Source organism: Psychrobacillus sp., from assembly GCF_032154225.1.
GTDB lineage: Bacteria > Bacillota > Bacilli > Bacillales_A > Planococcaceae > Psychrobacillus.
Window position 1 is genome coordinate 689,182 of record NZ_JALDYF010000001.1, and the last position, 25,585, is coordinate 714,766.

At 37.1% G+C, this 25,585-nt stretch carries 22 protein-coding genes; 9 read left to right on the forward strand and 13 right to left on the reverse strand.

Annotated features, from left to right (window positions below):
- Nucleotides 1–3 precede the first annotated feature (3 nt).
- From RUH95_RS03520 to RUH95_RS03535, 4 genes are all read right to left on the reverse strand, one after another.
- Nucleotides 4–1,302 carry a dihydrolipoamide acetyltransferase family protein gene (locus tag RUH95_RS03520; RefSeq protein ID WP_313891431.1) on the reverse strand — a complete coding sequence of 433 codons (1,299 nt, stop codon included), beginning with the start codon at nucleotides 1,300–1,302 and terminating at the stop codon, nucleotides 4–6.
- Between the two features lie 34 nt (nucleotides 1,303–1,336).
- Nucleotides 1,337–2,314: an alpha-ketoacid dehydrogenase subunit beta gene (locus RUH95_RS03525; RefSeq protein WP_313891432.1), complete on the reverse strand. Its 978-nt coding sequence runs from the start codon at nucleotides 2,312–2,314 to the stop codon at nucleotides 1,337–1,339.
- A gap of 3 nt (nucleotides 2,315–2,317) precedes the next feature.
- Entirely contained in the window at nucleotides 2,318–3,430 is a 1,113-nt protein-coding gene (pdhA, locus tag RUH95_RS03530) for a pyruvate dehydrogenase (acetyl-transferring) E1 component subunit alpha (RefSeq protein ID WP_313891433.1), read from the reverse strand.
- Between the two features lie 258 nt (nucleotides 3,431–3,688).
- Nucleotides 3,689–4,333, reverse strand: a complete 645-nt coding sequence (locus tag RUH95_RS03535; RefSeq protein ID WP_313891434.1) for a YkyA family protein — start codon at nucleotides 4,331–4,333, stop codon at nucleotides 3,689–3,691.
- Nucleotides 4,334–4,467: 134 nt separating this feature from the next.
- On the opposite strand from RUH95_RS03535, the gene def reads away from it, so the two are divergent.
- The gene (gene def, locus RUH95_RS03540; RefSeq protein ID WP_313891435.1) at nucleotides 4,468–5,025 is read left to right on the forward strand and encodes a peptide deformylase; all 558 of its coding nucleotides are present in this window, start codon (nucleotides 4,468–4,470) and stop codon (nucleotides 5,023–5,025) included.
- A gap of 660 nt (nucleotides 5,026–5,685) precedes the next feature.
- Here the strand turns inward: def and RUH95_RS03545 are convergent.
- A complete protein-coding gene (locus tag RUH95_RS03545; protein WP_313891436.1) occupies nucleotides 5,686–6,459 on the reverse strand; it encodes a Cof-type HAD-IIB family hydrolase in 774 nt (257 codons plus the stop codon).
- A 281-nt stretch (nucleotides 6,460–6,740) separates the two neighbouring features.
- On the opposite strand from RUH95_RS03545, the gene RUH95_RS03550 reads away from it, so the two are divergent.
- Both RUH95_RS03550 and rnjA read left to right on the forward strand, forming a co-directional pair.
- Entirely contained in the window at nucleotides 6,741–6,950 is a 210-nt protein-coding gene (locus RUH95_RS03550; RefSeq protein ID WP_313891437.1) for a DNA-dependent RNA polymerase subunit epsilon, read from the forward strand.
- Nucleotides 6,951–6,953: 3 nt separating this feature from the next.
- Nucleotides 6,954–8,621 carry a ribonuclease J1 gene (rnjA, locus tag RUH95_RS03555; RefSeq protein WP_313891438.1) on the forward strand — a complete coding sequence of 556 codons (1,668 nt, stop codon included), beginning with the start codon at nucleotides 6,954–6,956 and terminating at the stop codon, nucleotides 8,619–8,621.
- Between the two features lie 694 nt (nucleotides 8,622–9,315).
- Here rnjA and RUH95_RS03560 read toward each other — a convergent pair.
- Nucleotides 9,316–9,975, reverse strand: a complete 660-nt coding sequence (locus tag RUH95_RS03560) for a potassium channel family protein (protein ID WP_313891439.1) — start codon at nucleotides 9,973–9,975, stop codon at nucleotides 9,316–9,318.
- 71 nt (nucleotides 9,976–10,046) lie between these two features.
- Nucleotides 10,047–10,496: a thioredoxin-like domain-containing protein gene (locus RUH95_RS03565; RefSeq protein ID WP_313891440.1), complete on the reverse strand. Its 450-nt coding sequence runs from the start codon at nucleotides 10,494–10,496 to the stop codon at nucleotides 10,047–10,049.
- Nucleotides 10,497–10,726: 230 nt separating this feature from the next.
- Between RUH95_RS03565 and RUH95_RS03570 the strand changes: the two genes are divergently transcribed.
- The 6 genes from RUH95_RS03570 (at nucleotide 10,727) to RUH95_RS03595 (ending at nucleotide 16,375) form a co-directional block, all read left to right on the forward strand.
- Nucleotides 10,727–11,269, forward strand: a complete 543-nt coding sequence (locus RUH95_RS03570) for a helix-turn-helix domain-containing protein (protein WP_313891441.1) — start codon at nucleotides 10,727–10,729, stop codon at nucleotides 11,267–11,269.
- Nucleotides 11,270–11,284: 15 nt separating this feature from the next.
- On the forward strand, nucleotides 11,285–12,391 hold the full coding sequence (locus RUH95_RS03575) for an ABC transporter ATP-binding protein (protein ID WP_313891442.1): 1,107 nt from the start codon (nucleotides 11,285–11,287) through the stop codon (nucleotides 12,389–12,391).
- On the forward strand, nucleotides 12,381–13,205 hold the full coding sequence (locus RUH95_RS03580) for an ABC transporter permease (RefSeq protein WP_313891443.1): 825 nt from the start codon (nucleotides 12,381–12,383) through the stop codon (nucleotides 13,203–13,205). The genes RUH95_RS03575 and RUH95_RS03580 overlap by 11 nt, the downstream gene beginning before the upstream one ends.
- Nucleotides 13,189–13,992 carry an ABC transporter permease gene (locus RUH95_RS03585; RefSeq protein WP_313891444.1) on the forward strand — a complete coding sequence of 268 codons (804 nt, stop codon included), beginning with the start codon at nucleotides 13,189–13,191 and terminating at the stop codon, nucleotides 13,990–13,992. Before RUH95_RS03580 ends, RUH95_RS03585 begins: the two co-directional genes overlap by 17 nt.
- Entirely contained in the window at nucleotides 13,989–15,062 is a 1,074-nt protein-coding gene (locus RUH95_RS03590; RefSeq protein WP_313891445.1) for an ABC transporter substrate-binding protein, read from the forward strand. Before RUH95_RS03585 ends, RUH95_RS03590 begins: the two co-directional genes overlap by 4 nt.
- A 137-nt stretch (nucleotides 15,063–15,199) precedes the next feature.
- Entirely contained in the window at nucleotides 15,200–16,375 is a 1,176-nt protein-coding gene (locus RUH95_RS03595; protein ID WP_397469471.1) for an MFS transporter, read from the forward strand.
- A gap of 667 nt (nucleotides 16,376–17,042) precedes the next feature.
- Here the strand turns inward: RUH95_RS03595 and RUH95_RS03600 are convergent.
- From RUH95_RS03600 to RUH95_RS03625, 6 genes are read right to left on the reverse strand one after another with little or no spacing between them, the layout of a single operon-like run.
- The gene (locus RUH95_RS03600) at nucleotides 17,043–19,643 is read right to left on the reverse strand and encodes a VWA domain-containing protein (RefSeq protein ID WP_313891446.1); all 2,601 of its coding nucleotides are present in this window, start codon (nucleotides 19,641–19,643) and stop codon (nucleotides 17,043–17,045) included.
- Nucleotides 19,627–21,384: a vWA domain-containing protein gene (locus RUH95_RS03605; RefSeq protein WP_313891447.1), complete on the reverse strand. Its 1,758-nt coding sequence runs from the start codon at nucleotides 21,382–21,384 to the stop codon at nucleotides 19,627–19,629. The genes RUH95_RS03600 and RUH95_RS03605 overlap by 17 nt, the downstream gene beginning before the upstream one ends.
- An 11-nt stretch (nucleotides 21,385–21,395) precedes the next feature.
- A complete protein-coding gene (locus tag RUH95_RS03610) occupies nucleotides 21,396–22,271 on the reverse strand; it encodes a DUF58 domain-containing protein (RefSeq protein WP_313891448.1) in 876 nt (291 codons plus the stop codon).
- The gene (locus RUH95_RS03615; protein WP_313891449.1) at nucleotides 22,268–23,260 is read right to left on the reverse strand and encodes an AAA family ATPase; all 993 of its coding nucleotides are present in this window, start codon (nucleotides 23,258–23,260) and stop codon (nucleotides 22,268–22,270) included. Before RUH95_RS03615 ends, RUH95_RS03610 begins: the two co-directional genes overlap by 4 nt.
- A 12-nt stretch (nucleotides 23,261–23,272) precedes the next feature.
- Nucleotides 23,273–24,721 carry a hypothetical protein gene (locus tag RUH95_RS03620; RefSeq protein WP_313891450.1) on the reverse strand — a complete coding sequence of 483 codons (1,449 nt, stop codon included), beginning with the start codon at nucleotides 24,719–24,721 and terminating at the stop codon, nucleotides 23,273–23,275.
- Nucleotides 24,722–24,731: 10 nt separating this feature from the next.
- A complete protein-coding gene (locus tag RUH95_RS03625; RefSeq protein WP_313891451.1) occupies nucleotides 24,732–25,583 on the reverse strand; it encodes an ABC transporter permease in 852 nt (283 codons plus the stop codon).
- Between the last annotated feature and the right edge of the window lie 2 nt (nucleotides 25,584–25,585).

A 25,585-nucleotide genomic window follows, 5' to 3' on the forward strand; every position in this document is an offset into this window, starting at 1 on the left:
TTTTTACGCCTCCATTAATAATAGTTCTGGACTGCTAAGCAAACGTTTCATATGGTTCAACGCATGTTGCGCAGTCGCACCATCGATCATGCGATGATCAAAGCTCAATGATAATGCTAACACAGGAGCTGCTACAATTTCACCATTTTTTATTACTGGCTTTTCAGAAATTCGACCAATTCCAAGGATTGCAACCTCTGGATGATTAATAACTGGAGTAAACCATTGGCCTCCGGCAGATCCAATATTCGTAATCGAACAAGATGCACCTTTCATTTCTGCAACAGATAATTTTCCTTCACGTGCTTTAGTAGCAAGTGCATTTATTTCATTTGATACTGCAAATACGGATTTGCGGTCTGCATTTTTGATAACTGGTACAAGTAGACCTTTGTCTGTATCCGCTGCAATTCCAATATTGAAATAATGCTTTTGAATAACTTCGTTTGTTTCATCATCGTATGATGTATTTAATTGTGGGAATTCACGTAATGCACTTACAAGTGCTTTTACAACATATGGTAAGTACGTTAACTTAATATTTTTCTCTGCTGCAATGTCTTTGAACTTTTTACGATGAGCAACAAGTTCAGTTACATCTACTTCGTCCATCAATGTTACATGAGGAGCAGTATGTTTTGAATGTACCATAGCTTTAGCAATTGCTTTACGCATCGGTGACATTTTTTCTCTTGTTTCTGGGAAATCTCCTTCTAAAACAATTGGAGCAGCAACTTTTTGTTCTGTTGTTGTTGTTACTTCAGTTGTTTCTTCTACATTAACTTCTTGAGCTACTGCAACTGGATTTTGATCGCCAGTTAAGAATGCTTCAATATCAGCTTTTAAAATACGACCATTTTTCCCAGTACCATTTACTTCTGTAATATTCACTTCATTATCACGGGCAAATTTACGTACAGAAGGCATTGAAATAATGCGAACATTACCTTTTGCTTCTGTTTTTGGTTGTTCAGCTTCAGGAGTAGATTGTACTTGAGCTTCTGGTTGTTCAGCCGCTTTCGTATCTTCTGCATGATCTCCTTTAAACTTGATGTCTTCATAGCCAGGTGCATCAATTTTAATAAGTATGTCTCCAACAATGGCAACTGTTCCTTCACTTACTAATACTTCTGTAACTTTCCCTTTTACGGGAGAAGGAATTTCAACAACTGCTTTATCATTTTGTACTTCACATAATATATCGTCTTCCGCTACTTCGTCACCTGCTTTAACAAACCATTTAACGATTTCGCCTTCATGTATACCTTCACCTATATCTGGTAATCGAAATTCAAATGCCACAGTATTCACCCTTTCTTTTGCACAAATGTATTTATTAGAATGTTAATACTTTTTTAGCTGTTTCTACAATATCCTTAACGTCAGGTAACCAAACTGTTTCAGCTTGTGAGAATGGATATACTGTGTCAGGAGCAGTAACTCGTAAAACTGGCGCATCTAGGCTTAAAATTGCGCGTTCAGTAATTTCAGCAACTACGTTTGCAGAAATCCCTGCTTGTTTTTGTGCCTCTTGCACAACCATTGCACGATTTGTTTTTTCAACTGAAGCAATAATTGTTTCAATATCAAGTGGTTGAATTGTACGTAAATCTATTACTTCTACTGAATGTCCTTCTTTTTCCAACTCTTCAGCAGCTTTTAAACTTTCATGAACCATCGCACCATAAGAAATAATAGTAAGATCAGTACCTTCACGTTTTACATCTGCTTTACCAAGTGGAATTGTATATTCTCCTTCTGGCACTTCGCCACGGAAAGAACGGTACAATTTCATATGCTCTAAGAAAATAACTGGATCATTATCACGAATAGCTGAGATTAATAAACCTTTTGCATCATATGGAGTAGAAGGAATAACTACTTTTACACCTGGAGTTGATGTCATTAATAACTCTAAGCTATCTGCATGCATTTCTGGTGTATGAACTCCTCCACCAAATGGCGATCGAATCGTAACAGGTGCATTAAATGCTCCTCCTGTACGGAAACGCATACGTGCAAGTTGTCCACTAATCGAGTCCATTACTTCAAATACAAATCCAAAGAATTGGATTTCAGGAACTGGACGGAAACCTTGTAATGATAAACCTACTGCAAGACCACCAATACCTGACTCTGCAAGAGGAGTATCAAATACACGATCTTCTCCAAATTCTTTTTGTAACCCTTCAGTAGCGCGGAATACTCCACCGTTAACGCCTACGTCTTCACCGAAGACTAGGACGTTTTCATCATTTTTAAGCTCAGTACGGAGTGCATCCGTAATTGCTTGAATCATCGTCATTTGTGCCATCGGTTACTTCGACTCCTTCTCTGTATAAACGGCTAATTGCTCGTTTAAGTTATATGGATTTTCTTCATACATAATATTCATCAAGTCAGTTACTTTTTGTTTTGGAGCAGCATCTGCTTTTTTGATTGCATCTTTAATTTCTTCTTTTGCTTTTTCAATTACTTCTTCTTCTTTTGCTTCATTCCATAAGCCTTTTTCTTCTAAATATATACGGAAACGCACTAGTGGATCTTTCTTTTCCCAAGCTGAATCCGTTTCAGAAGTACGGTAGCGAGTTGGGTCATCACCAGCCATTGTATGTGGACCGTAACGGTAACACATTGTTTCAATTAGTGTTGGGCCTTCTCCATTAATCGCACGTTCTCTAGCGTCTTTTGTTACAGCATAAACTGCTAATGGATCCATTCCATCTACAAGTACACTTGGAAGACCAGCGGCAATCCCTTTTTGTGCAATCGTTTTTGCAGCCGTTTGCAATTCACGAGGTGTCGAAATTGCATATTGGTTGTTTTGAACGATAAATACTGCTGGTACACGGTATGCACCTGCAAAGTTAATCCCTTCATAGAAATCTCCTTGTGAAGAACCACCATCACCAGTATACGAAATTGCAATCGATTTCTTGCCACGCTTCTGCATTCCTAGAGCAACTCCTGCTGCTTGTATAAACTGTGCACCGATAATAATTTGTGGTGGGAATACGTTTACACCTTCAGGAATTTGGTTCCCCATGAAATGTCCACGAGAGAATAAAAACGCTTGCCATAATGGAAGACCATGCCATACGATTTGTGGCACATCACGGTATCCAGGTAAGATAAAATCTTCTTTTTCAAGTGCAAATTGAGATGCAAGCTGTGACGCTTCTTGTCCAGCAGTTGGTGCATAGAAACCTAAACGTCCTTGACGGTTTAATGAAATTGAGCGTTGGTCTAGAATACGCGTATAAACCATTCGACTCATTAGTTCTACTAATTCCTCATCACTTAGGTTAGGATTTGCTTCTTCGTTAACAATTTTTCCTTCCTCGTTTAAAACTTGGAACATTTCAAACTTTGCTTCAATCTCTTGAAGCGTTTTCTTCGGGTCTAACTGCGGTAACTTGTTTGCAGCCATAATAGCAACTCTCCTATTCTTCTGTATTAAAGATTCTTTTCATTCTTAGTAGTACAATAATAATTCTCCCTTAGTATACTCAAGAATAAATCTACGGTCAATCATATAAATTCACGCTTTAGTTCTGTAAGAAAATTAAGAACCTGTCGGGCTGTACCAGTCATTTATTACACCTGTATTATATCAGATTATCATTTTAACAAATAATATATAACAAAAAAAACAGCCTATTTTAGGCTGTCTTTTTGTTATATCTATTCATTTCTCATCTTGAAGAGCTGTAAAAACCTCTTCTTTTACTTCGTTTAAACGTACCGTTAGTTCATTAAATTGCTCTACATGCTTTTGAACAACTTCGTTTTGCGCGTTTACTTCTTGCACTTTTTCTTGAATCGAAGTCATTTCTGACCCTTCTTCTATTAAGAGGCTGTATAAATCTTCTTGTAAGCTCGCAAGTGAATTATATTGTGCAGTTAACTCCTCATAAGAAGCATATCGATTTTTTAGTACTTCTTCTATTTGTTTCAGTGCTGTCTTTTCTTTTTCTTCTTTAACTTCTGAAATAAGCTTTTCTAAATCTACCATTTTATCTGATGCTAGTTTAATAGAAGCTGCTTCTTTTTCTACAAGTGTCAATCGTTCTCCAAGTAGTTTTTCCGTTTCATCTACTAACTTGGTTAACTCTTCTTTTTGCTCCTGCGTTAATTCCATCATACGTTGAAAATTTGTTTGTTCCTTCTTCTCAAATCCCACTAATTCCGACTGAACACCTCTATAATCTGCTTCTGATTCATAGATTGTTGTTAATATGTTGGATAGCTTTTGATTGGTTGATTCTCCAAAAGAACATGCCGATAATAATGTAAGAAAACATAAAGATAACATAACTACTATTTTTTTCATGAAGCAACCTCCTATTTCCATTCAACTATAATTGTTCTAGCTCCTAAATTCAACTAACGATTTAGCTGTTTTTGTTTAGCAAATCATGACTTTTCGATTATAATAGGATTATGAACACGGAAAGGACGATTATAATGATACTAATGAAAGACATTGTAAGAGACGGACATCCCGCTCTTCGTAAGAAAACAAGTAACATGACATTTCCTTTGTCTGCCGCAGATCAACAGTTAGCAGCAGACTTACTAGAATATGTAATAAATAGCCAGGATGATGAAATGGTCGAAATGTACAAAATAAGACCAGGCATCGGAATAGCCGCACCTCAAGTAAATGAGGATAAAAGAATGTTTGCGATATATTTAATAGACGAAGAGGATAAAGAAGTCAGCTTCGTCGCAGTAAATCCTAAAATTATTAGTCATTCTGTAGAAAAAACATATATTTCTTCAGGAGAAGGTTGTCTGTCTGTTGATGAAGTAATAGAAGGATATGTCCCAAGATATACACGCATTACAGCGACTGGTTTCCATCCAGACGGTACCGCATTTAAAATGCGCCTTAAAGGTCTTACGGCAATTGCATTCCAACATGAACTTGACCATTTAAACGGCGTCATGTTTTATGACCATATTAATAAAGTAAATCCATTTGCAGATATACCAGACGCAGTCCCTTACGACCGAGTATAATACACCAAGAAAAATCGAGTAAAATGACACCAGGTCCTTTAACTTAGCGCCGCAGTTCCCGGCTCACTCTAGGTTTCATATTGTGCTATAAGATGAACGATAAAATTTTTAAAGCTTGTTGTAAGTGGCTGCACCACTTACAACAAGCTTTTCTTCGATCATCGTATGGCAAATGTTCGCCTTGCGCTCGCCAGAAACTTCAGTGCCTAGTAGTTAAATACTTTTGGCAATAGGAGAAGCAAGTCGGTTCTATCTACTTTGCTGGTCGCCAAAGAGACAATTCTGGCGGCTATTTGTAGGTTTTTACAAAGAGACACTTCTACATTTGAACGTAAATTGGAGAAGTAGATGACAGATTTACTTCGTACGAAAATTGCCGGTCTATTTCTAATTAGAAGTGTTGATGAACTTTTTTCTCTTCCTCTTGCATGAAAATGATTATATAGAAAGAACATGAATCCACTCTCATAAGCAGGATGGCTGTAGTGAAAAGCGGCGACTCTAGCGGGAGTAGCGGATGTTCTTTGCGACGAGGAGATTGAAGCCGTGCCTGCCGAACGCGTCCGCTTGTAACTAAATCCCCTTTCCCATCCTCACTTCCTCTCTATAGGTACCGTAACCTCTGTGTTCAGGCTACATTTTTATATACTTTCTTATTTTTTAGATAAGATTTAATTTTTTCATAGCATTAACAAGCCCGTTTTCGGACACATGATCTGTAACAAATGTTGCTTTTTCTTTAAGTTCCTCTACCGAGTTCCCCATCGCAACGCCAGTTCCTACATACTCCAGCATCTCCAAATCATTTAAACCATCCCCAAAAGCAATTGCATCTTCGGGTGTTTTATTTAAATGAGTTAAAAGCAATTCAATTCCTTTTGCTTTCGAAACACCTAACGGTAAAACATCGCATGATACTCGATGCCAGCGAACAAATTTCAAATGAGGAAATGCTTTTTCATATTCTTCTTGAGCAGCAATATCACAAAAAATTAATGCTTGATGCACATCGTTTTCCAAATAGAAATTTTCTTCCGCTCGTGGAAAATCAATTTTCAAAGTAGAAATACTTTCATGTATATCATTATGCTCCAGCAAATTAGAAACCATTTCATTTGTGCCCATATAAACTAACGGCTGTTGTCTTTCCGATGCAAAATCTGTTAAGCGTTGAAGCGCTGTTCGATCAATAACACCACTATGGATAATTTCACCTTTAAATTGAACAACTTGACCATTGTAACAAACGAATGAGTCTATGTTTAACTGTTCAAATATAAATGATGCAGTAAAAGCCGATCTACCCGTCGCAATAACAACTTCATGACCATTTTCTTTCGCTTTTTGTATTGCTTCTACTACTCCGTCCGGGATTTTCTTGTCATGATCCAAAATTGTTCCGTCAATATCAAAAAATAAAATTTTATTCCCCATTAAAAAACCTCTCCCCTTAAATGCGAATAATTTGACTTTTCGGAGCAAATCCTTTACACAACCTATTTCTCCGTATATAATAAGCTTTGAGGAGTGAACAGCCATGTTGAAACGTCTAAAAAAGAAATTATTAAGACGACTCGGTGGATTACTCAGAAAAAAAACGATCGCATAAATTCTTATGCCCTTCATGATTTGGAGGGCTTTTCTTTATTTTAAATAAGTTGCGTGATAATATAAAGAGAATTGAATTATATTGAACGTGAAAAGGAGACTATAAAATGATTTTTAAAGTTTATTACCAAGAAAACGCACTACAAGTACCAGTTCGCGAAAACACACTAAGCCTATATGTGGAGGCAGAAAGCGAGCGCGAAGTTCGTGCTTCTTTAAAAGAGCGCAAGTACAACATCGAGCTAATCCAACTGCTTGAAGGTAATCATTTAGAATACGAACAAGCAAGTCAAAACTTTAAAGTAGAGAAAATTTAAATCATGAAATTTGTAAAGAATGATCAAACAGCTGTTTTCGCCCTCGGCGGACTAGGTGAAATCGGCAAAAACACTTATGCAGTTCAATTTCAAGACGAAATTATTTTAATCGATGCAGGGATTAAATTTCCAGAAGATGATTTATTAGGAATCGACTATGTCATTCCAGACTATACTTATTTAGTAAAAAATGAAGATAAGATTAAAGGACTTTTTATCACACATGGTCACGAAGATCATATTGGTGGAATTCCTTACCTACTGAAGCAAATTAATGTTCCAGTTTACGGTGGAAAGCTTGCACTTGGCTTGCTTCGCAATAAATTAGAAGAACATGGCTTATTACGCCAAACTAAAATGATTGTCATTGAAGAAAACGATATCATTAAGTTTAGAAAAACAGCTGTAAGCTTCTTTAGAACAACTCATAGTATTCCAGATGCATATGGAATTGTCGTAAAAACACCACCTGGAAATATCGTTCACACTGGTGACTTTAAATTCGATTTTACTCCAGTGGGAGAACCAGCCAACTTAACAAAAATGGCTGAAATCGGTCGTGACGGTGTACTTTGTCTATTATCAGATAGTACAAATGCTGAAATTCCAAACTTTACTATGTCAGAACGTAAAGTTGGCGAAAGTATGGATTCTATTTTCCGTAAAGTGAATGGACGTATCATATTCGCTACTTTCGCTTCGAATATTCATAGACTTCAACAAGTAACGGATGCCGCTGTGCTGCATAATCGCAAAATTGCTGTTTTCGGTCGAAGTATGGACAATGCGATTACAATCGGGCGTGAACTTGGTTATATTACTGCACCAAAAGAAACATTTGTAGATACGAGTGCATTAAATCGTCTCCCTGCAAATGAAGTACTTATTCTTTGTACAGGTAGTCAAGGGGAACCAATGGCAGCTCTTTCACGGATTGCTAACGGAACACATCGCCAAATTCAAATCCAGCCTGGAGATACAGTAATATTCTCGTCTTCTCCAATTCCAGGAAATAGAGCAAGCGTTAATCGCACGATCAATCTTTTATACCGTGCTGGTGCAGAAGTTATTCATGGTTCATTGAACAATATCCATACATCTGGTCATGGTTCACAAGAAGAACAAAAGCTAATGCTTCGTTTAATGAAACCAAAATTCTTTATGCCAATTCACGGTGAGTATCGTATGTTAAAAATTCATACAGAGCTAGCCGTCGATTGTGATGTTCTACCAGAAAACACGTTCATCATGGAAAATGGAGATGTTCTTGCTTTAAGTGCAAATACTGCAAATGTTGCAGGTCGTATTCCTTCTGGAGATATTTATATTGATGGTAGCGGAATTGGCGATATCGGTAATATTGTACTTCGTGATCGACGTATTTTATCCGAAGAAGGATTGGTTATTGTTGTAGTTAGTGCCGATATGGAAAAGAAAAAAATTGTTTCTGGACCAGATATCATTTCTCGCGGATTCGTTTATATGCGTGAATCTGGAATGATGATCAATGAAGCGCAACAAATGTTAAACAAACACTTACGCCTTACTATTCAGGATAAACCAATTGAATGGTCTGAGCTTAAAAATGAAATTACTGATGTATTAAGCCCTTATTTATATGAAAAAACAAAACGACGTCCAATGATCTTACCGATTATTATGGAAGTATAAAAAAAACGCTCGAGGAATTTATAATTCCTCGGGCGTTTTATTAAGATAAGAAGTTATAGCATGAACATTAGGTTAAAGGATGGATAGAATGGATTCCGTTACCGGTGGGCACGGCTTAGCCACTTCCCTCGCGTCGCTCAGTCCAGGGTCTTCAGCTCGGTGCTCCTGCGGTTACTCGTCGCAGAAAACATCTGCTTTTCCCAACTGAGTCGCCGCTTTTCACTGCATCCAGCTAGTTTAGAAGAATGTAGTGTTTTATCGCAGTACTTACTATTCTATTTTTTAGACAGTAAACAGCGAATCGAATCTTTTGAGAAAGAGAAAAATTTATCATTCGGTCTTTCTTGCTAAAAATGAAAGGTCCATTTTCATATGCAGCAAATACTCTTTCTCTTTCTAAACAATGGATAGGCATATAGAAGTGTCCCTTTATAGAATTCTTCAAAGAGCTGCCAAAATTGTATCTTTGGCGGCCTGCAAAGTAGATAGAACCGTCTTGCTTCTCCTATTGCCAAAAGTATTTAACTACTTGGCATGGAAGTTTTTGGCTAGCGGAGGGCGAACATTTGCCATACGATGACCGAAGAAAAACCTTGTTAGAAGTGGTGCAGCCGCTTCCAACAAGGTTTTTAAAATATAGCTCAATGTAAAGCCTAGAGTGAGCCAGAAATGGCGTCGCTAAGATGTTTTTTCTTTAAGATAACACTTTCTTTTCAAATCGAATCATATCCACATCTGCACCAATAATAATTAACACATCATGCAGTAACAGCTTTTCTTCTGCAGGCGGAGAAACGATTAAATTTTTTCCTCTTTTCACAGCGACAATATTTATACCATACTTTGCACGAATATCTAAATCGACTAACGACTTCCCGGCAATTTTATCATTCACTTTAATTTCCATAATAGAATGCTCATCAGAAAGCTCTAAATAATCGAGTACATTATTCGATAAAATATTATTCGCAATACGAATTCCCATATCACGCTCTGGATGAACGACTTGATCTGCCCCAATTTTGCGCAACACTTTTTCGTGATAATCATTTTGCGCTTTCACCGTAATTTTTTTTACACCGATCTCTTTTAGCATTAACGTTGTTAAAATACTCGCTTGAATATTATCGCCTATTGCGACAATAACATGTTCAAAGTTTCGAATGCCTAGAGACTTCAGTACTGCTTCATCTGTCGTATCTGCAACAACTGCTTGTGTTGCGATCGTTGCAAACTCATCTACACGCTCCGACACGATATCTATTGCCATCACGTCAGCACCTTGCTCGACTAATTCTTTTACAATACTTCCTCCAAATCGACCTAATCCAATTACAACGAATTCTTTATGCATAAAAAAACCTCCTAGCGATTCGAATGAACTTAGTTTAACATAGCCGAAATAAAAAAAGGAGGTTCACATGATTATTTTTTACCTTCATTGATCATGCGAATAATGCGTTTTTCCAGCATCCACATTCCTTGTTCACCAGATTGGTAATGTCTCATCAATCCATTTTTATCAAACAAATAAAATGCTGGCACAATACGATTTTGAAATTTTTTCGTCATTACTAATTCATCATCTAAGCAAATGGGATGATCTATTTTGAATTGCTGCGCAAGTGTCCTAACTAATTGAACATTGACATCCTCTTTTGTTCTTGGCATATGCACAGCTATAATTACTAAATCATTTTCATACTGCTCTTTCCATTTATGAATGCTACTCATCCCATCTTTGCATAAAGAACAGCTGACAGACCAAAAATGGACTAGTATTGGAACTCCCCCACCCACTTGGCCTTTTCGTATACTTCCGTTTATCCACTCCAAATTACGAGGAAATTCCGGTAACTCCTCTTTTAACTTCATATGCAGCCCCCATCCTCATTCAGATTAAATATGTCCACAATTATCATATGCTTCCTCACAAATATTGACTAATTGCATTACCTCACGGTCTATTTTTAATAAATCAACGTGCCAGTTTATATTTTTTTGATTTTCTTAAAAAAAGTTGTTAAAGTAAACTTAAAGTTGTGTTAAAATAAACTTTGTCTGAAAAATAGACTTAGTTTTATTTCCGAAGGAGCTTAAAAATTATGCAAATAGGAAAGAAAATTAAACGGTTACGACTAGAAAAAGGACTAACGCAAGAAGAACTTGGTGAAAGAACTGACCTGAGTAAAGGATTCATCTCTCAACTAGAACGGGATCTTAACTCCCCTTCCATTGAAACTCTCTTTTCTATACTTAGTGTATTAGGCTCCAAGCCAAAAGACTTTTTCGATGACGAACATTCGCGTACTAAAGTCGTTTATGAGCAACAAGAACAAACAATTTTTGAAGACGAAGAAAAGAACTACAAACTTCGTTGGCTCATTTCAGAGTCAAATGAAAATGAAATGGAACCTGTTCATATTTCGTTAGGTAAGAATGGTCAATTCAAGCAATTTGAGCCTTCCCTATCCGAAACATTTATATATGTGCTACATGGCAGCGTAAAACTAACCCTTGGCAAGCAACAATATACAGCAAAACAGGGAGAATCGATTTATTTCGAAGCATCCGACCATCATTTGATTGAAAATGACTCAGAAGCAGAATCACAAATTATTTACGTTGTAACAAATTCTTACTTATAAAATTGGAGGGTTATTATGTCAGAAATACCTATCATTCGTTTCGAAAACGTCACGAAATATTATGATTCAGAAACGCTTGTACTAGATACTATTAACTTTGAGTTAGAACGAGGAAAGTTTTATACATTACTTGGACCTTCTGGGTGCGGGAAAACAACGATTTTGCGATTAATCGCAGGATTTATGCAACCTACGAGCGGAAATATTTACTTTGATGGCAAACTTATTAACGATGTCCCATCAAATGAACGCCAAGTAAATACAGTATTTCAAGATTATGCACTTTTCCCACATTTAAATGTATTTGAAAACATAGCATTTGGTCTGCGCATCAAAAAATTAGGCAAACAAGAGATTGAAGAAAAAGTAATTGAAGCACTTAATTTCGTTAACTTAGCTGGCTACGAAAATAGAGAAATTGCAGAGATGTCTGGTGGTCAAAGACAGCGTGTTGCGATTGCACGAGCAATTGTTAATGATCCTGAAATCATTTTACTTGATGAACCACTATCTGCACTTGACTTAAAGCTTCGTTCTGAAATGCAATATGAGCTTCGTGAGCTACAACAACGTCTTGGAAAAACTTTTATTTTCGTTACGCATGACCAAGAAGAAGCGCTAGCTATGTCTGATGAAATATTCGTACTAAATGCAGGACATATTGAGCAAAGTGGTACACCAATGGATATTTATGATGAGCCTATTAATCGTTTTGTTGCAGATTTTATCGGCGAATCCAATATTGTAACTGGAACAATGGTCGCAGATTTCCGTGTACAAATTGGCGGTAAGGAATTTGAATGTGTCGATCAAGGTTTAAACCCTAATGAAAAAGTCGATATTGTTATTCGCCCAGAGGATTTAGAAATTACGGCAGTCGAAAATGGAAGAATGAAAGTAAAAGTAGACACTCAATTATTTAGAGGTGTACATTACGAGCTTTCTACGTATGATGACGAAGGAAATGAATGGCTTGTACATTCCACTAAAAAAGCAGAAGTTGGGGAATTTATCGGATTAAATTTCGACCCTGAATCGATCCATGTTATGCGTCTAAATGAAACAGAAGAAGAGTTTGACAAGCGTTTGGAATCATATGGAGAAGACGCACATGCAAACTAAAAACACGAAAGCCTTCTACCTAGTACCCTATTTTGCATGGATTGTTTTATTCGTAATTGCACCGATTGCATTGATTGCATACTACTCGTTTTTTGATTTAAGTGGCAATTTCACATTCGACAATTACAAAAATTTTTTCACTTCTGTTTATTTGAAGCTAACACTTAGCTCATTTTGGTATGCATTTTTAATAACGCTTTTCTCATTAATCGTTGCATATCCAACTGCTTATTGGATTACTAAAACAAAGCATAAACAATTATGGTTGTTACTAATCATTATCCCATCGTGGATTAACTTGCTTTTGAAAACATATGCATTCATCGGTATTTTTGGTCTATACGGTCCTATTAATGCGTTTTTAAACGTTTTTGGTATAGGTGAAAAACAAATTTTATTTACCGATTTTAGTTTTATTTTTGTATCTGTTTATATTTTCATTCCATTTATGATTTTACCTATTTTTAATGCGCTCGATAAGTTGAATCCATCTTTAATCGATGCGAGTAGAGATTTAGGCGCTTCTAGCTGGACGACATTTACGAAAGTTATTTTCCCTTTAACGACGAATGGTGTAAAAGCTGGCATTCAAGCAGTTTTCATCCCTTCCCTGTCGTTGTTCATGATTACACGTTTGATCGCGGGGAATAAAGTAATTACACTAGGTACTGCCATTGAACAGCAGTTTTTAGTGACGCAAAACTGGGGAATGGGTTCTACCATCGCTGTTTTCTTAATCATTTTTATGGTCATTATTATGATTATTACAGGTCAAAAAGACAAGGGGGCTACTTCAAATGGGAACAGCAAGTAAGTCGACAAAATTTTATTTAGCCCTTGTTTTTATTATTTTATATACACCTATTTTGTATTTAATTTTTTATTCATTTAATAGTGCCGGTAATATGAATAACTTTGAATCGTTTACTTGGGAGCATTATGCTGCAGTATTTTCAGATACTCGCCTCCTTATGATTCTTATTAATACGGTTATTGTTGCTCTGCTTTCTGCATTGATATCGACGATAATTGGCGTATTTGGTTCAATTGGTATTGTGTATATGCGCAATAAATCGATTCGAAATGCAGTGCTTTCTTTAAATAATGTATTGATCGTTAGTCCAGATGTTGTTATTGGGGCTTCGTTTTTAATCCTATTTACGATGATTGGTGTTAAATTAGGATTTGCATCTGTATTAATCTCACATATTGCTTTTAGTATCCCAATTGTTGTATTAATGGTTTTACCAAAGTTACAAGAGATGAATAGTTCTTTAATTGATGCTGCTGCTGATCTTGGTGCAACAAAAAGGGAAATATTAACACGAGTTATTATTCCTTTCATTAAGCCTGGAATTTTCGCAGGATTTTTCATGGCATTAACGTATTCACTAGATGATTTTGCTGTAACTTTTTTCGTAACTGGGAACGGCTTCAGTACGCTTTCTGTAGAAATTTACTCGATGGCAAGAGCCGGTATTACGTTAACGATTAATGCATTATCTGGCATTATCTTTATCGTGACGTTACTTCTTGTTGTAGGTTATTATTTCATCAGTCAACGTGGTAAAAACCCTGTTGGAATGGGGGTTCGAAAATGAAAGATATTGTAAGGGCTATGCTCGCTATAGTAATTGTTTGCATTTTATTGTTTGTTGCGAATGATTATTTAAATAAAAGCTCTGGTAAAGCTAAAAGTGATACCGTTACGATTTATAACTGGGGAGAATATATCGATCCCGATTTGCTTACTCAATTTGAAGATGAAACAGGCTATCGAGTGGTCTATGAAACATTCGATTCCAATGAAGCAATGATGACTAAAATCGAACAAGGTGGGACGTCTTACGATGTAGTAGTTCCATCTGAATATGCGATTGAAAAAATGGCTGAAAATGATTTATTAGTGCCAATTGATTATGCTAAAATTCCTAACTTCAGCAATCTTGACCCATACTTTTTAGATTTATCTTTTGATCCCGATAATAAGTTTTCCATTCCATACTTTTGGGGTACAGTAGGAATTGTTTATAATCCTTCTTTGCTTGATGGACAAACTTTTGAAAGATGGGAAGACCTTTGGGACCCATCTTTAAAAGGAAAAGTTTTATTAGTCGATAGTGCCCGTGAAATTATAGGGTTGTCTTTAAATAATTTAGGCTATTCATTAAACTCCACAGATGAAAATGAATTAAACGAAGCAGCAGCTAATTTGAAAAAGCTAACACCAAATGTAAAAGCGATCATTGGTGATGAAGTAACACCACTTATGATCAATAAAGAAGCTGCCGTTGCTGTAACATGGTCTGGTCAAGCAGCAGATATGATGTTTGAAAATGAAGATCTTGACTATTCGATACCAGAAGAAGGATCCAATTTATGGTTCGACAATATGGTAATCCCTAAAACTGTAGCAAATTTAGATGGTGCTCATGCTTTCATTAACTTTATGTTGGATGCAGAAGTATCTGCCCAAAATGCAGATTATGTTGGGTATTCTATCCCGAATGCAGCAGCAGTTGCAATTATGGACGAAGAAGTAACTTCGGATGAGCGTTTCTATCCTATGGAAGAAGACCGAGCTAAGTTAGAAGTGTATAATAATCTTGGCCTCGAAATGCTTGGCGTTTATAATGAGTTGTTTTTAGAATTTAAAATGGCAGCAAATTAATGGTGAAAGTCGTCTTTTTATAGGCGGCTTTTGTTTTTATATGCCTATTTTTTTATTCGAGTTACGAAGTTTTTTATTCTTTCACAAATGTGGTAGAATCGATAGACAAATACAATTTTTTAGAAAGCAGGAAGTTTATGAAACAGAAATCAAGTAAATTCGCACTTTACATATTAATGTTCAATATGTTTATAGCAATGGCTGGAATCGGCTTAGTTATCCCAGTTATGCCACAATACTTAGAATCATTTGGTTTAGCAGGTCAAGCACTTGGATTTATCATTGCTGCCTTCGCTTTAGGCCAATTTATTTTTTCTCCAATAGCCGGTGATTTATCGGATTCACTTGGCCGAAAAAAACTAATTATATTTGGATTAATAGTATTCTCTGCTTCTCAATTATGGTTTGGCTTGGCAACACATGAGTGGATGTTATATGCTGCACGTTTTGTTAGTGGAATTGGTGGAGCTTTTTTAATCCCAGCTACGATGGCATTTGTTGCAGACATTACATCATTTGAAGAACGTGGAAAAGGTATGGGGCTTCTTGGGGCTTCGATGTCTCTTGGCTTTATGATAGGACCTGCATTAGGTGGTTTTCTAGCAAAAGTTAGCTTATCGTTCCCTTTTTATATGGCCGCCTTAGCATCCATTATATCCGCAGTTGTTTCTTTCATGATATTACCGGATATTAAAAACGCAATTAAGGAAAAAACTAAACGATTGTCTATGTTTGCACAAATGAAAAACTCCGTTAAAACACCTTATTTTATGATGCTTATCATTATTTTTGTGTTCTCATTTGGTATCGCAAATTTCCAAACAACTTTTTCCTTATATGTAGATCATAAATATCGCTACACTCCGCAAGATATCGCTGTAATATTAACGGTCGGTGGTTTTGTTGGGGTAATCATTCAAACAGTAGTGATAGGTAAGTTGTTTAAACGGTTCGGTGAACTCAATGTTATTCTAATAAGCTTAGTCGTTGCAGCAGTATCGCTATCAACCTTCTTTTTAGTAGATGGTTTTTGGCTTGTACTACTTGTAGCAACAATATTCTCAACAGCTACTACTTTAATTCGTCCAGCTGTTAATACGGTTGTTTCTAAGCTTGCTGGGAATGAGCAAGGGTTTGCTGCGGGTATGAATAATGCTTATATGAGTTTAGGTAATATGATTGGTCCAGCGCTTGCGGGAATATTTTTTGATATCAATATTAACTCTCCTTTTATCATCGGATCAGTCATTTTATTATGTTCATGGGGAATAACTTTAATATGGATTAAAAAGAAAAACCCAGTAATTCAGTAAAAAAACCACTTGAAGAATTTTCTTTAAGCGGTTTTTCATATAGAAAGTATATGAATGAATAGAGTGGATTTCGTTACAAAAGGACGCGTTCGGTGGGCACGGCTTCAGCCGCTTCCCTCGCGTCGCTCAGTCCAGGGTCTTCAGCTCGGTGCTCCTGCGGTTACTCGTCGCAGAAAACATCTGCTTTTCCCCACCCGAGTAGCCGCTTTTTACTACATTCTTCCTATTTATAGGAGTTCATTCATGTTCTTTCTACTTAAGCCCTCTCATGTAATAGAAGAAAAAAAAGTTCAACAATACTTCTAGTTAGAAATAGACCGACAATTTTTGTACGAAGTAAATTTGCCGACTACTTTTCCACTTCCTATCCAAACGTAGAAGTGTCTTGTTGTAAAAACATATAAATAGCCGCCAAAATTGTATCTTTGGCGGCCTGCAAAGTAGATAGAATGTCACTTGCCTCTCCTATTGCCAAAAATATTAAACAACTTTGTACGGAATTTTCTAGCTAACGGAAGGCGATCATTTGCCATACGATGACCGAAGAAAAAAGCTTGTTGGAAGTGGTGCAGCCACTTCCAACAAGCTTTTAAAATTCTACCGTTCATCGTATAGCCCAATGTGAAGCTTAGAGAGAGCCAGAAACTGCGTTACTAAGTGGTTTTTCTTATCGTCTTTTCTTCCCTTTAATAAGCTTCTCCATATTACTCGCCCCATTAGATACTACAACTTCATCCGTTTTCTTTCCATTCCTTCTAAACAACAACAAAATCTGTGTAGCACCAAACCTTCTAATCGTAATATCTAAAAAGAACAAAACAATCGCTGCAAGCACAAGAAACTGCTGAATAGACTGCTTTTCCAAACTCTTTTTATTCATATCCCTAAAAGCTTCTAGAGGGTCCGTCAGCACTTTTCCTTCCGCTCGGCTCGCAATCATTTCCAGAACTGTCGTATTCGCCTTCTGAACTTTATACTCCTCACTATAAGGAATTGAAATTCCTGCTTGATAGACAGCATTTTGTTCATTAGATACGCGGAAAAATACTAAGCCTGGTTCACTATCAACAGACACTCTTGATTTACCTGGTGCTAACGGCTCCGAAGTAACTGAGAGCTCCTCCCCTTTTTCATTCACAGCAGCAACTTCAATGAAAGAAGACTGGCCACTCGGATCGGTTACCGTATAACTGCCATCGCTCGCTTTTTGAATTGTAAAAGGCACTTCGCTATAAGCCGGTAAAAGGCGCGATACGGCAGTATTCCAAAAATCTCCCCAATTATTCCATCTAGCAAAATCGCCGCTCCATTCACCAGTAGAATCCGATGTAAAGGCTATCGTTCTTCCTAATCCATACATCCATTCTACTAATACTGGATCTTCTTTTTCACTTTCCGCAATAACCGAAGCCGTTTGTTTAGCTGTTGTCGCAATATACGCATTCATTTGTGGAACGCCATCAGCAAATAAACTCGTCCATGCTTGGTCCCCATAAATTTTCGGATAGAAAGGATTATCTTCAATATATGTCCGAGAAATCATTGCCGTTTCTCTTGCCATTATTGCTGGAACAGTAGATTCATCCATTACATCGTAAAAGTTTCCTCCGCCCATTTCAGCTAAACTTTCGAGTAAATTTCGATCCGCATCTTGACCAACCGCAACTGTTGAAATTGTTATTAAATCTTCCGCACCGTCTTCTATTAACGTTTGATAATCATTCGCTGTATACGACTGCCCATCCGTCAATAAAATAATATGCTTTCTTTGCAGCTTTAATGGAGATAAACGTTCATAAGCCAGTGCAAGACTCGCGTAAATTTCCGTACCTCCACCAGCTCCAACAGATAAAATCGTATCCACAGCCTCATGCTTATCCGAAAGCTGAGCTGTTTCGATAATTTCCCAAGGACGATCATCAAAAGCGATAAAACCAAGCGTGTCATCATCTCTTAGCATTTCTACGGAACGTGCAGCTGCTTCTTTTGCATATTCTAACTTCGATCCACTCATACTGCCTGAGCGGTCCATGACAATCATTAAACCTAATGATGGTATTTGATGCTTTCCTTTAATGTCCATTTCAACTGGCAGTAGCTTTTCAATTGGTGTTTTAAAATAGCCACCTAGTCCGTAACTATTATTTCCACCTACCATCATGAAACCAACGCCAAAGTTTTTCACTGCCTGTTCAATTACCGTCATTTTTTGTTCTCCAACTGCATGTCCAGGCACATTATCAAAAATAATCGCATCATACTCTAAATAATTTGAAAGATCAAATGGTAATGCAGTAGCATCGATTACATCGGTCGCAATAACCGCTTGATCGATAACAGTTGGTATATTCGACTGGCGTCCATCAAAGGTCACAACAAGCAATTTGGGTGAGCTTTCTACAGTCGTTACACTCGTCAATTTATTATTTTCGATTAACCCATCACCTGCAACTACTACTTGAACCTCATACTTTAATAATCCTTCTCCAACAGATGAATTACGGAACGTAAAACTATTTGTCCCTTGCTCTAATGCAATCGCTTCACGAGATATTAACTGATCATTTTGATAGAGAAGCAATTCGCCATTTGTATTTGCCGTAGCCTCTAGTTTCACATTTAACTGTTGCTGCTCTCCTTCAAATGCAATTGCTGGTGTTTCAAATGATGTAATCGCCACATCTTCTGATGCTATTCGGTCTAGCTGGACAACATCAATTGTGACATTTCCACCAGCAATTTTTACTAGTTCATCTGCTACGGAGCCAGTCGTTTCTAATGCATCTGTGAAAAGTACGATACGTGTTGCTTTATTCGACTCAACAATACCTGTTGCTAATTGTAAAGCTCTTGCAATATCGGTATTTCCAGAAGCTTTCATCGGTGTAAAAACAGGTAGCTTCACTTCGCCACTCGTTAAAGCTACTTCCGATTGAAAATCTTCGGCAAATGTATAGATACCAACTAGATGAGAATCTTTTCTCTCCGTTAAGCTTTTTTCGATCCACTCCGTCACTTGTCGATCTGTTCCTTGTACAGAAGCCGATCTGTCGACTAAGAACAGAACTTGTTCATCCTTTATTGGCAATAAAATATAAGGATTAGTTAAGCCTAGCAATAAACAAAAAATAGCTACTAGTCGCATATAAAATACAACTTTATGTTCTTTTTTAAAGCCCTTTTTATCTTTTCTCCACGTCCAATAAAAGTAAATAATAATCGGTACTAACAACAAGAGCCATAGTGGTTGGTCAATTCGTAAATCCACGTCGTCTTTGCACCTCCCACTCCATTACAAATAACAACAATAACACTACAAGTAAATATGGAACGAAAGAATATTGCGTATAATTTTCTTGTGCATCTACTTGCTGTCCACCGATTTCATATGAATCACCTTTGACAATTTCTTTTTCTTTTTGAGCTAAAGCAACTGCAAAGTTCTTCTCTTCCTCTTTCGAACGTAAAACATATAAGCCTGGTTCCTTTGGCGCTATAAATGCCCCACCATTTTCAATCGAATATTCATATGAATCGTCTTTCGTATATACTTCCCATTCGTTTGTCGTGCTCCCAAGTGATAAAGGCTTTCGTTCATTTGGCGAGAAAGTCCCTAAATACGTATTGCCCGCTGACAATTGCTCTTTAGCGCTCCACATGAACAATGGAAAAGATGGGTGCAGAGGCCAATCGGTCATTTGTATATCAGCAAGAACAATAATATTTCCTCGCTCTGAAACTTGAACGAAAGGATCTTCCCCAACAGTAGCTATCGTCGTATAGCCCTCTATTGGTGGATAAACAGCACGTACATATACATCGGATAAATTAGCAAACGAAAAAAGGGCGTGGTCTGTTGTTTGAATTTCCCCGTTTACCTCCTTAGCTTGTTGATCATTTCTTCCTATAAATAACGAAGGTCGCTCTAATTGATCGTCCAAAACAAGCTGGTTTGTAACGATAATTCCTTCCTCTTTCAACAAGTTCACTTGCTCTGCTTGTATACTACTCACTTCTATATCCATTGACTGAAAAGCTGTTCGAACTAGCGAATGCAAAGAATTATCTACAAACACTTTTGATAATTGATTTTGCATAAATACAGTCATTGAATTATCTAATGTGTATTGATCTTGTATAGGAATAAATGCTTTTAAATACGTAGACTCTTTTAGTTCATCGAATGATAAAGTGATTGTTTCATTCGGTGGAACTGTAATTTGTTTTTTGACTAACTCTTTTTCTTCATTTGATAAAATCACTTCTGTTTGTTGCTCTTTATTCGATTGATTTTCAACTTGGATTAATGCAGATATACCACTTGCTGTTGTCGTTGCACCAAAACGTTTTATAGACAAATTCAAAGCATCCGTCGTTAAGCCTTTTACATTCCAGCTAACAGTATCAAATTGTAACGGCAAGGATTGTCTGTCTAATTGATCCGTAAAAATATAAACAGAAGTTTCCTTATTTTGAAAAAAAGATTGTGCAAAGTCTAATGACTTCGACATATTTTCTTCCTCATAACTTATTTCTAATTTTGCTAGTTCTTCTTTAATAAGACCCAAATTCGTTTCTTGTCGTACTATTACGGAAGGCTGATTGCCCGTTGTAATAATAGTTAAAGGCTTTCCTGACAGTTGATCTACTAGTGTCATCATTTCTTTTTTATGCTTTTCAAATAAAGTTGTATTATCCGACGCTACCGCCATCGTAGCGGATGTATCCACGATAAATACAATTTGTTCCCCAGCTAATGCCTTTGTTTTCCAAAAAGGTTGAAGCAAAGCCAAAACTAATAAAAGCATTGCAAGCATTTGTAAATAAAACAATGCATTACGCTGTAAATGCTGCAAATACGGAGACGCTTTCGTTTCCTTCATCACTTCTTTCCAAAAAAGCGTGGAAGAAACAGGCTGCTTCGTATATTTTTTACGAAAAAAGTAATAAAGTAAAACAGCTATTGGAAAAATAGCCGTCCATAAAAATAATAATTGGTTAAAGCCCAAATGTTCTCACCTCATTGCACCCAGTTTGCACGTAAAAGTTGATGAAATAATACATGCGAAATACCATCTTCAGCATTTACTTGAAGCAGCTTCACTCCAAATTTCCTACATAATAGTTCTAATCCATGTTGATGTAAAACTCGCTCCTGCTCATATGCTTCTATTACACGAGAAGACATCGATACATTTAATTGCTGAGAAGTTTCCACATCTTCTAGCTGAATATCACCAGAATAATTTGGTACCAATTCTTCCCTTGTTACAACCTGCAAAATGCGAATATCGCCAGCAAATTTAGGCAGTTTTTGAAGCAGCTTTCCCCAAGATTCCAAGTTCTCTAATGCATCCGTAATAACAAATAATACGGTGCTATCTTTTGGAATAAATGAAACAGCACTTTCAGAAAAAGGTGTCGTCATCGTTGGCTGTTCTAATGCAGAGACCGTTTGTGTAAAAGCTTTTCGATACGTCGCACCTTTTCTTCTAAAAACAGGCTTGTTATCGTCTATTACAGCTGAAAAAGATAATCTATCATCCCTTTGTAAAACTAATAGTCCGAGTGACACCGCAAGCTGCTTTGCAAATGTCCATTTCACCGTATCTCCCATTGATTTCGTTGAATCGAGTAATATATGCACGCGCATTTCTTGTTCGTCTAGAAATCGTTTTATAAAATATTTATCCGTTCTCGCATAGACATTCCAATCAATTTGTCGCACATCATCTCCAAGATGGTATTCCCTAAAATCAGAAAAATCGAGTGATGAGCCAAAACGTTGAGAGCGATGGGAGCCTTTATGCTGTCCACGCAATTTCGACTTTGTTGCAATCGACAACCTACTTAATTTTCCTGCCCAGTCTTTCGGTACTAAATGTTCTGTACTCATACGGATTGTCCTTGTTTAATCGTTTGTAGCACGATATCAATTAAATCATCTGCTGTTTTGCCTTCTGCTTCTCCTTCGTAATTAAGTAATAAACGATGTCTAAGCACAGGTTTAGCAACTGATTTAATATCCGCAATAGATACATGATAACGCCCTGCAACGAGTGCACGTGCTTTCGCTAATTTAATAAGACTTTGCAATCCACGTGGTCCGCTTCCATACTGAACATATTGTGCAACTTCAGGAATAACCGCTCCTTCTGGATGTGTTGCCGCAATAATTTCTACAGCATATTCCAACATATCGTCCGCGATTAGTACTTCTTTTACCATTTGTTGTGCATGGACAAGCTCATCTGCATGCATGATTTTATTTAACTGAATTGTATCGCCACCAGTTGTACGTTTCGTTATTTCCATTAACTCTGCTTTTGATGGATAAGTAACGAGTATTTTACAAAGAAAACGGTCCATTTGCGCCTCTGGTAAAGGATATGTCCCTTCCATTTCAATTGGATTTTGCGTTGCTAAAACGAAAAATGGTCTATCCATTTGCTTCGTTTCGCCAAGTACAGTTACTGTTTTTTCTCCCATCGCTTCAAGCAACGCACTTTGTGTTTTTGGCGTGGCGCGGTTGATTTCATCCGCTAATACCATTTGAGAGAAAATCGGACCTTTTTGAAAAGTGAATTGTTGTTTGCCACTTTCTAATCGTTCAATCATACTAGTTCCAGTAATATCAGAAGGCATTAAATCAGGAGTAAACTGAATTCTTGAAAACGATAGATCCAGTACTTCCGAAATTGTTCGGATAAGCATCGTTTTTCCAAGACCCGGTAACCCCTCCAAAAGTGCATGACCATCAGCAAGTACACAATATAATGAAAACTCAACTGCTTCTTTCTGCCCGACGATAAAATGCCCTATTTCCGTTCGTACTTCTTCTAGCCGCTTGCTCATATTCGTATATTCTTCTGTTGTAAAAGACATAAGCTTCCTCCATTACTCACTATTTTCAACTGTTGAAAAATAATCTTGCACAATTCTTTGTAAATCAGAAGGCAATTGCATGCGTTCCGAACTTTTTATATACGAATCACTGTACTCATTCACAACTTCTTCATATGGTCTTGCAGTACCTCGAGTTACAGGAACTTCTCCGGTTTGCTCTCCAGCAGCTTGACCTTCTCCGATCTTACCGCCATCGACAGATGTCTCTCCTATTCCACCAATTCTCGTCGGAATAGATAAAAGATCTCTCCCTCCAGAGCCTTTTCCTGCTCCTTGTCCCTGCCCTTGTCCCTGTCCTTGTCCTTGTCCCTGTCCTTGTCCCTGTCCTTGTCCTTGTCCTTGTCCTTGTCCCTGTCCTTGTCCCTGGCCTTGTCCCTGGCCTTGCCCTTGGCCTTGGCCTTGGCCTTGCCCTTGTCCCTGTCCTTGCCCTTTGCCTTGCCCTTTACCTGGTTCCTTGCCGTCGCCAGGCTTCTTATCGCCATCTTGTTTAGAGCCTTCTTTACCATCTCCGTTAGAGTCCTTTGAACCCTTCGAATCCTTTGCATTAGATTCACTTTGTGCCAGTTCACTCGAAGCGAATGGGAGCTTTTTCCCCATTTTACTTAAAGCAGTTTGAGCAGTAGCCGCATTTTTTGATAACGAAGTAGTAACATTTTCTAAAGAAGCTAATTCCTTTTGCTCTTCAGCTGTTAAAGAAGAATTAGTCGAGCCATCATCTTTCTCGGAAAGTTCCTTCTTTTTTTGTAGTTTTTGCTCTTTTAACTCTAACTCTTTTTGCTTTTTTATTACTTCTTTTAAAGCTTTTTCTGTTGTTTCTGCTTCTTTTAGCTTTTCTTTTAACTCCTGTAATTCTTTTTTAACTACTTTTGATTGTTCTTTTTTCTCTAGTTTATCTACTTCTTTTTTCATCACAGTTACAACTTCTTTTTCTTTTTCAATATCTTTTGCTTCTAGCTGTGTTGCTGCTGGAAATGCATACAAGACAAGCGTAGCAGCAAGAGCAACTAATAATCCGATAATCCATTTCGTTTGGAAAAGTTGCTTTTCTCGTTTTTTAAACGCATCGTATGCAGCATTTGCATTTCGCTCTGCTTTCAAAATCAGTTCCTTCACAAGCGCCGATGTTTGCGAAAAAAATGAAACAGCCGTCACTAATAAATTATCAAAAAAGAAGGCATCTAGTTTATGAAGTGCCTCCTCTTTCGAAGGTCTTTTCCAAATAGCATAAAAAACCACCATGACAAAAGTGAAAGTTCCTGTCGCTATCGCAATTTGCAAATAATAAGGAAATACAAATAAGCGAGAAACAAGCAGAATAGCCGCTGCTAAAGTAAAGCCGTAAAACAAAGCTGCCTGTAGCATACGAATATAATGTTCCGTTGCAAGACTACGCCTAGCTTTTCGTATTAGCCTCCATAACTTTTGTTGGCTATTCATCATCGTCCCCTCCTCATCTCATTTTCTTCATATTAACACGCAACTTTTTCACCGCGATTAATATAGAACAAACCGTTATAAATATATAAAAAATGGTGTAGCCAGCCCATATCGGAAAATCAATATTTGTCGTTTGAGTGATAAAATCATCCGATTGGGTAGGCATGATTAATGTAAGTATTAATACAACTGGATTTATACTTGCGAAGAAATGAGCAATAGGTGCAGGTGAGGTTGCTAATGAACCCGTAGCCATCGTATTCATACCTGTAATAACGAGATATATGAATCCAGTAACACCTGCTAAGAAAATCATTGTTCCATATGTCGCAATCATCGCTACAATTGTTTTGCGAATAATAGTAGAATACATAATCCCTATCCCACCAACTGCAAGCATCGTCAAAAAGAAGAACAAGAAAATGATTCCTAATTGACCTGGTGAAACTCCTCCAAATAAAAACACTAAACTATAAATAGGAAGACCCGCCACTAGTAGTAGCAATAAAAAAGCGATAGAAGAAGTTAGTTTCCCTGTAATAATTTGAAAAGATGTTTGTGCAGTCGTGAGCAGTATATTCAATGTCTGCTTTTCACGTTCTGTACTAATCGCACCGGCCGTTAATCCGGGTGTTATGAACAATATAAGCCCTAATTGAATATACGTAAGCATCGTGAACATAAAGAAACTTTCTTCTGGTCTAAAATATCCAGTTCCAGTAAATGAAGTTGTTAGCATGATAAAACCGAAAACAAATACACACATCGCTAATAAATAAAAAATAATTCCAGTAAAGCTTTTCATTGAGCGAAAGCGAAGTTTTATTTCTTTTATCAAGACCGGGTTAGACAATGCCTGTTTCATCG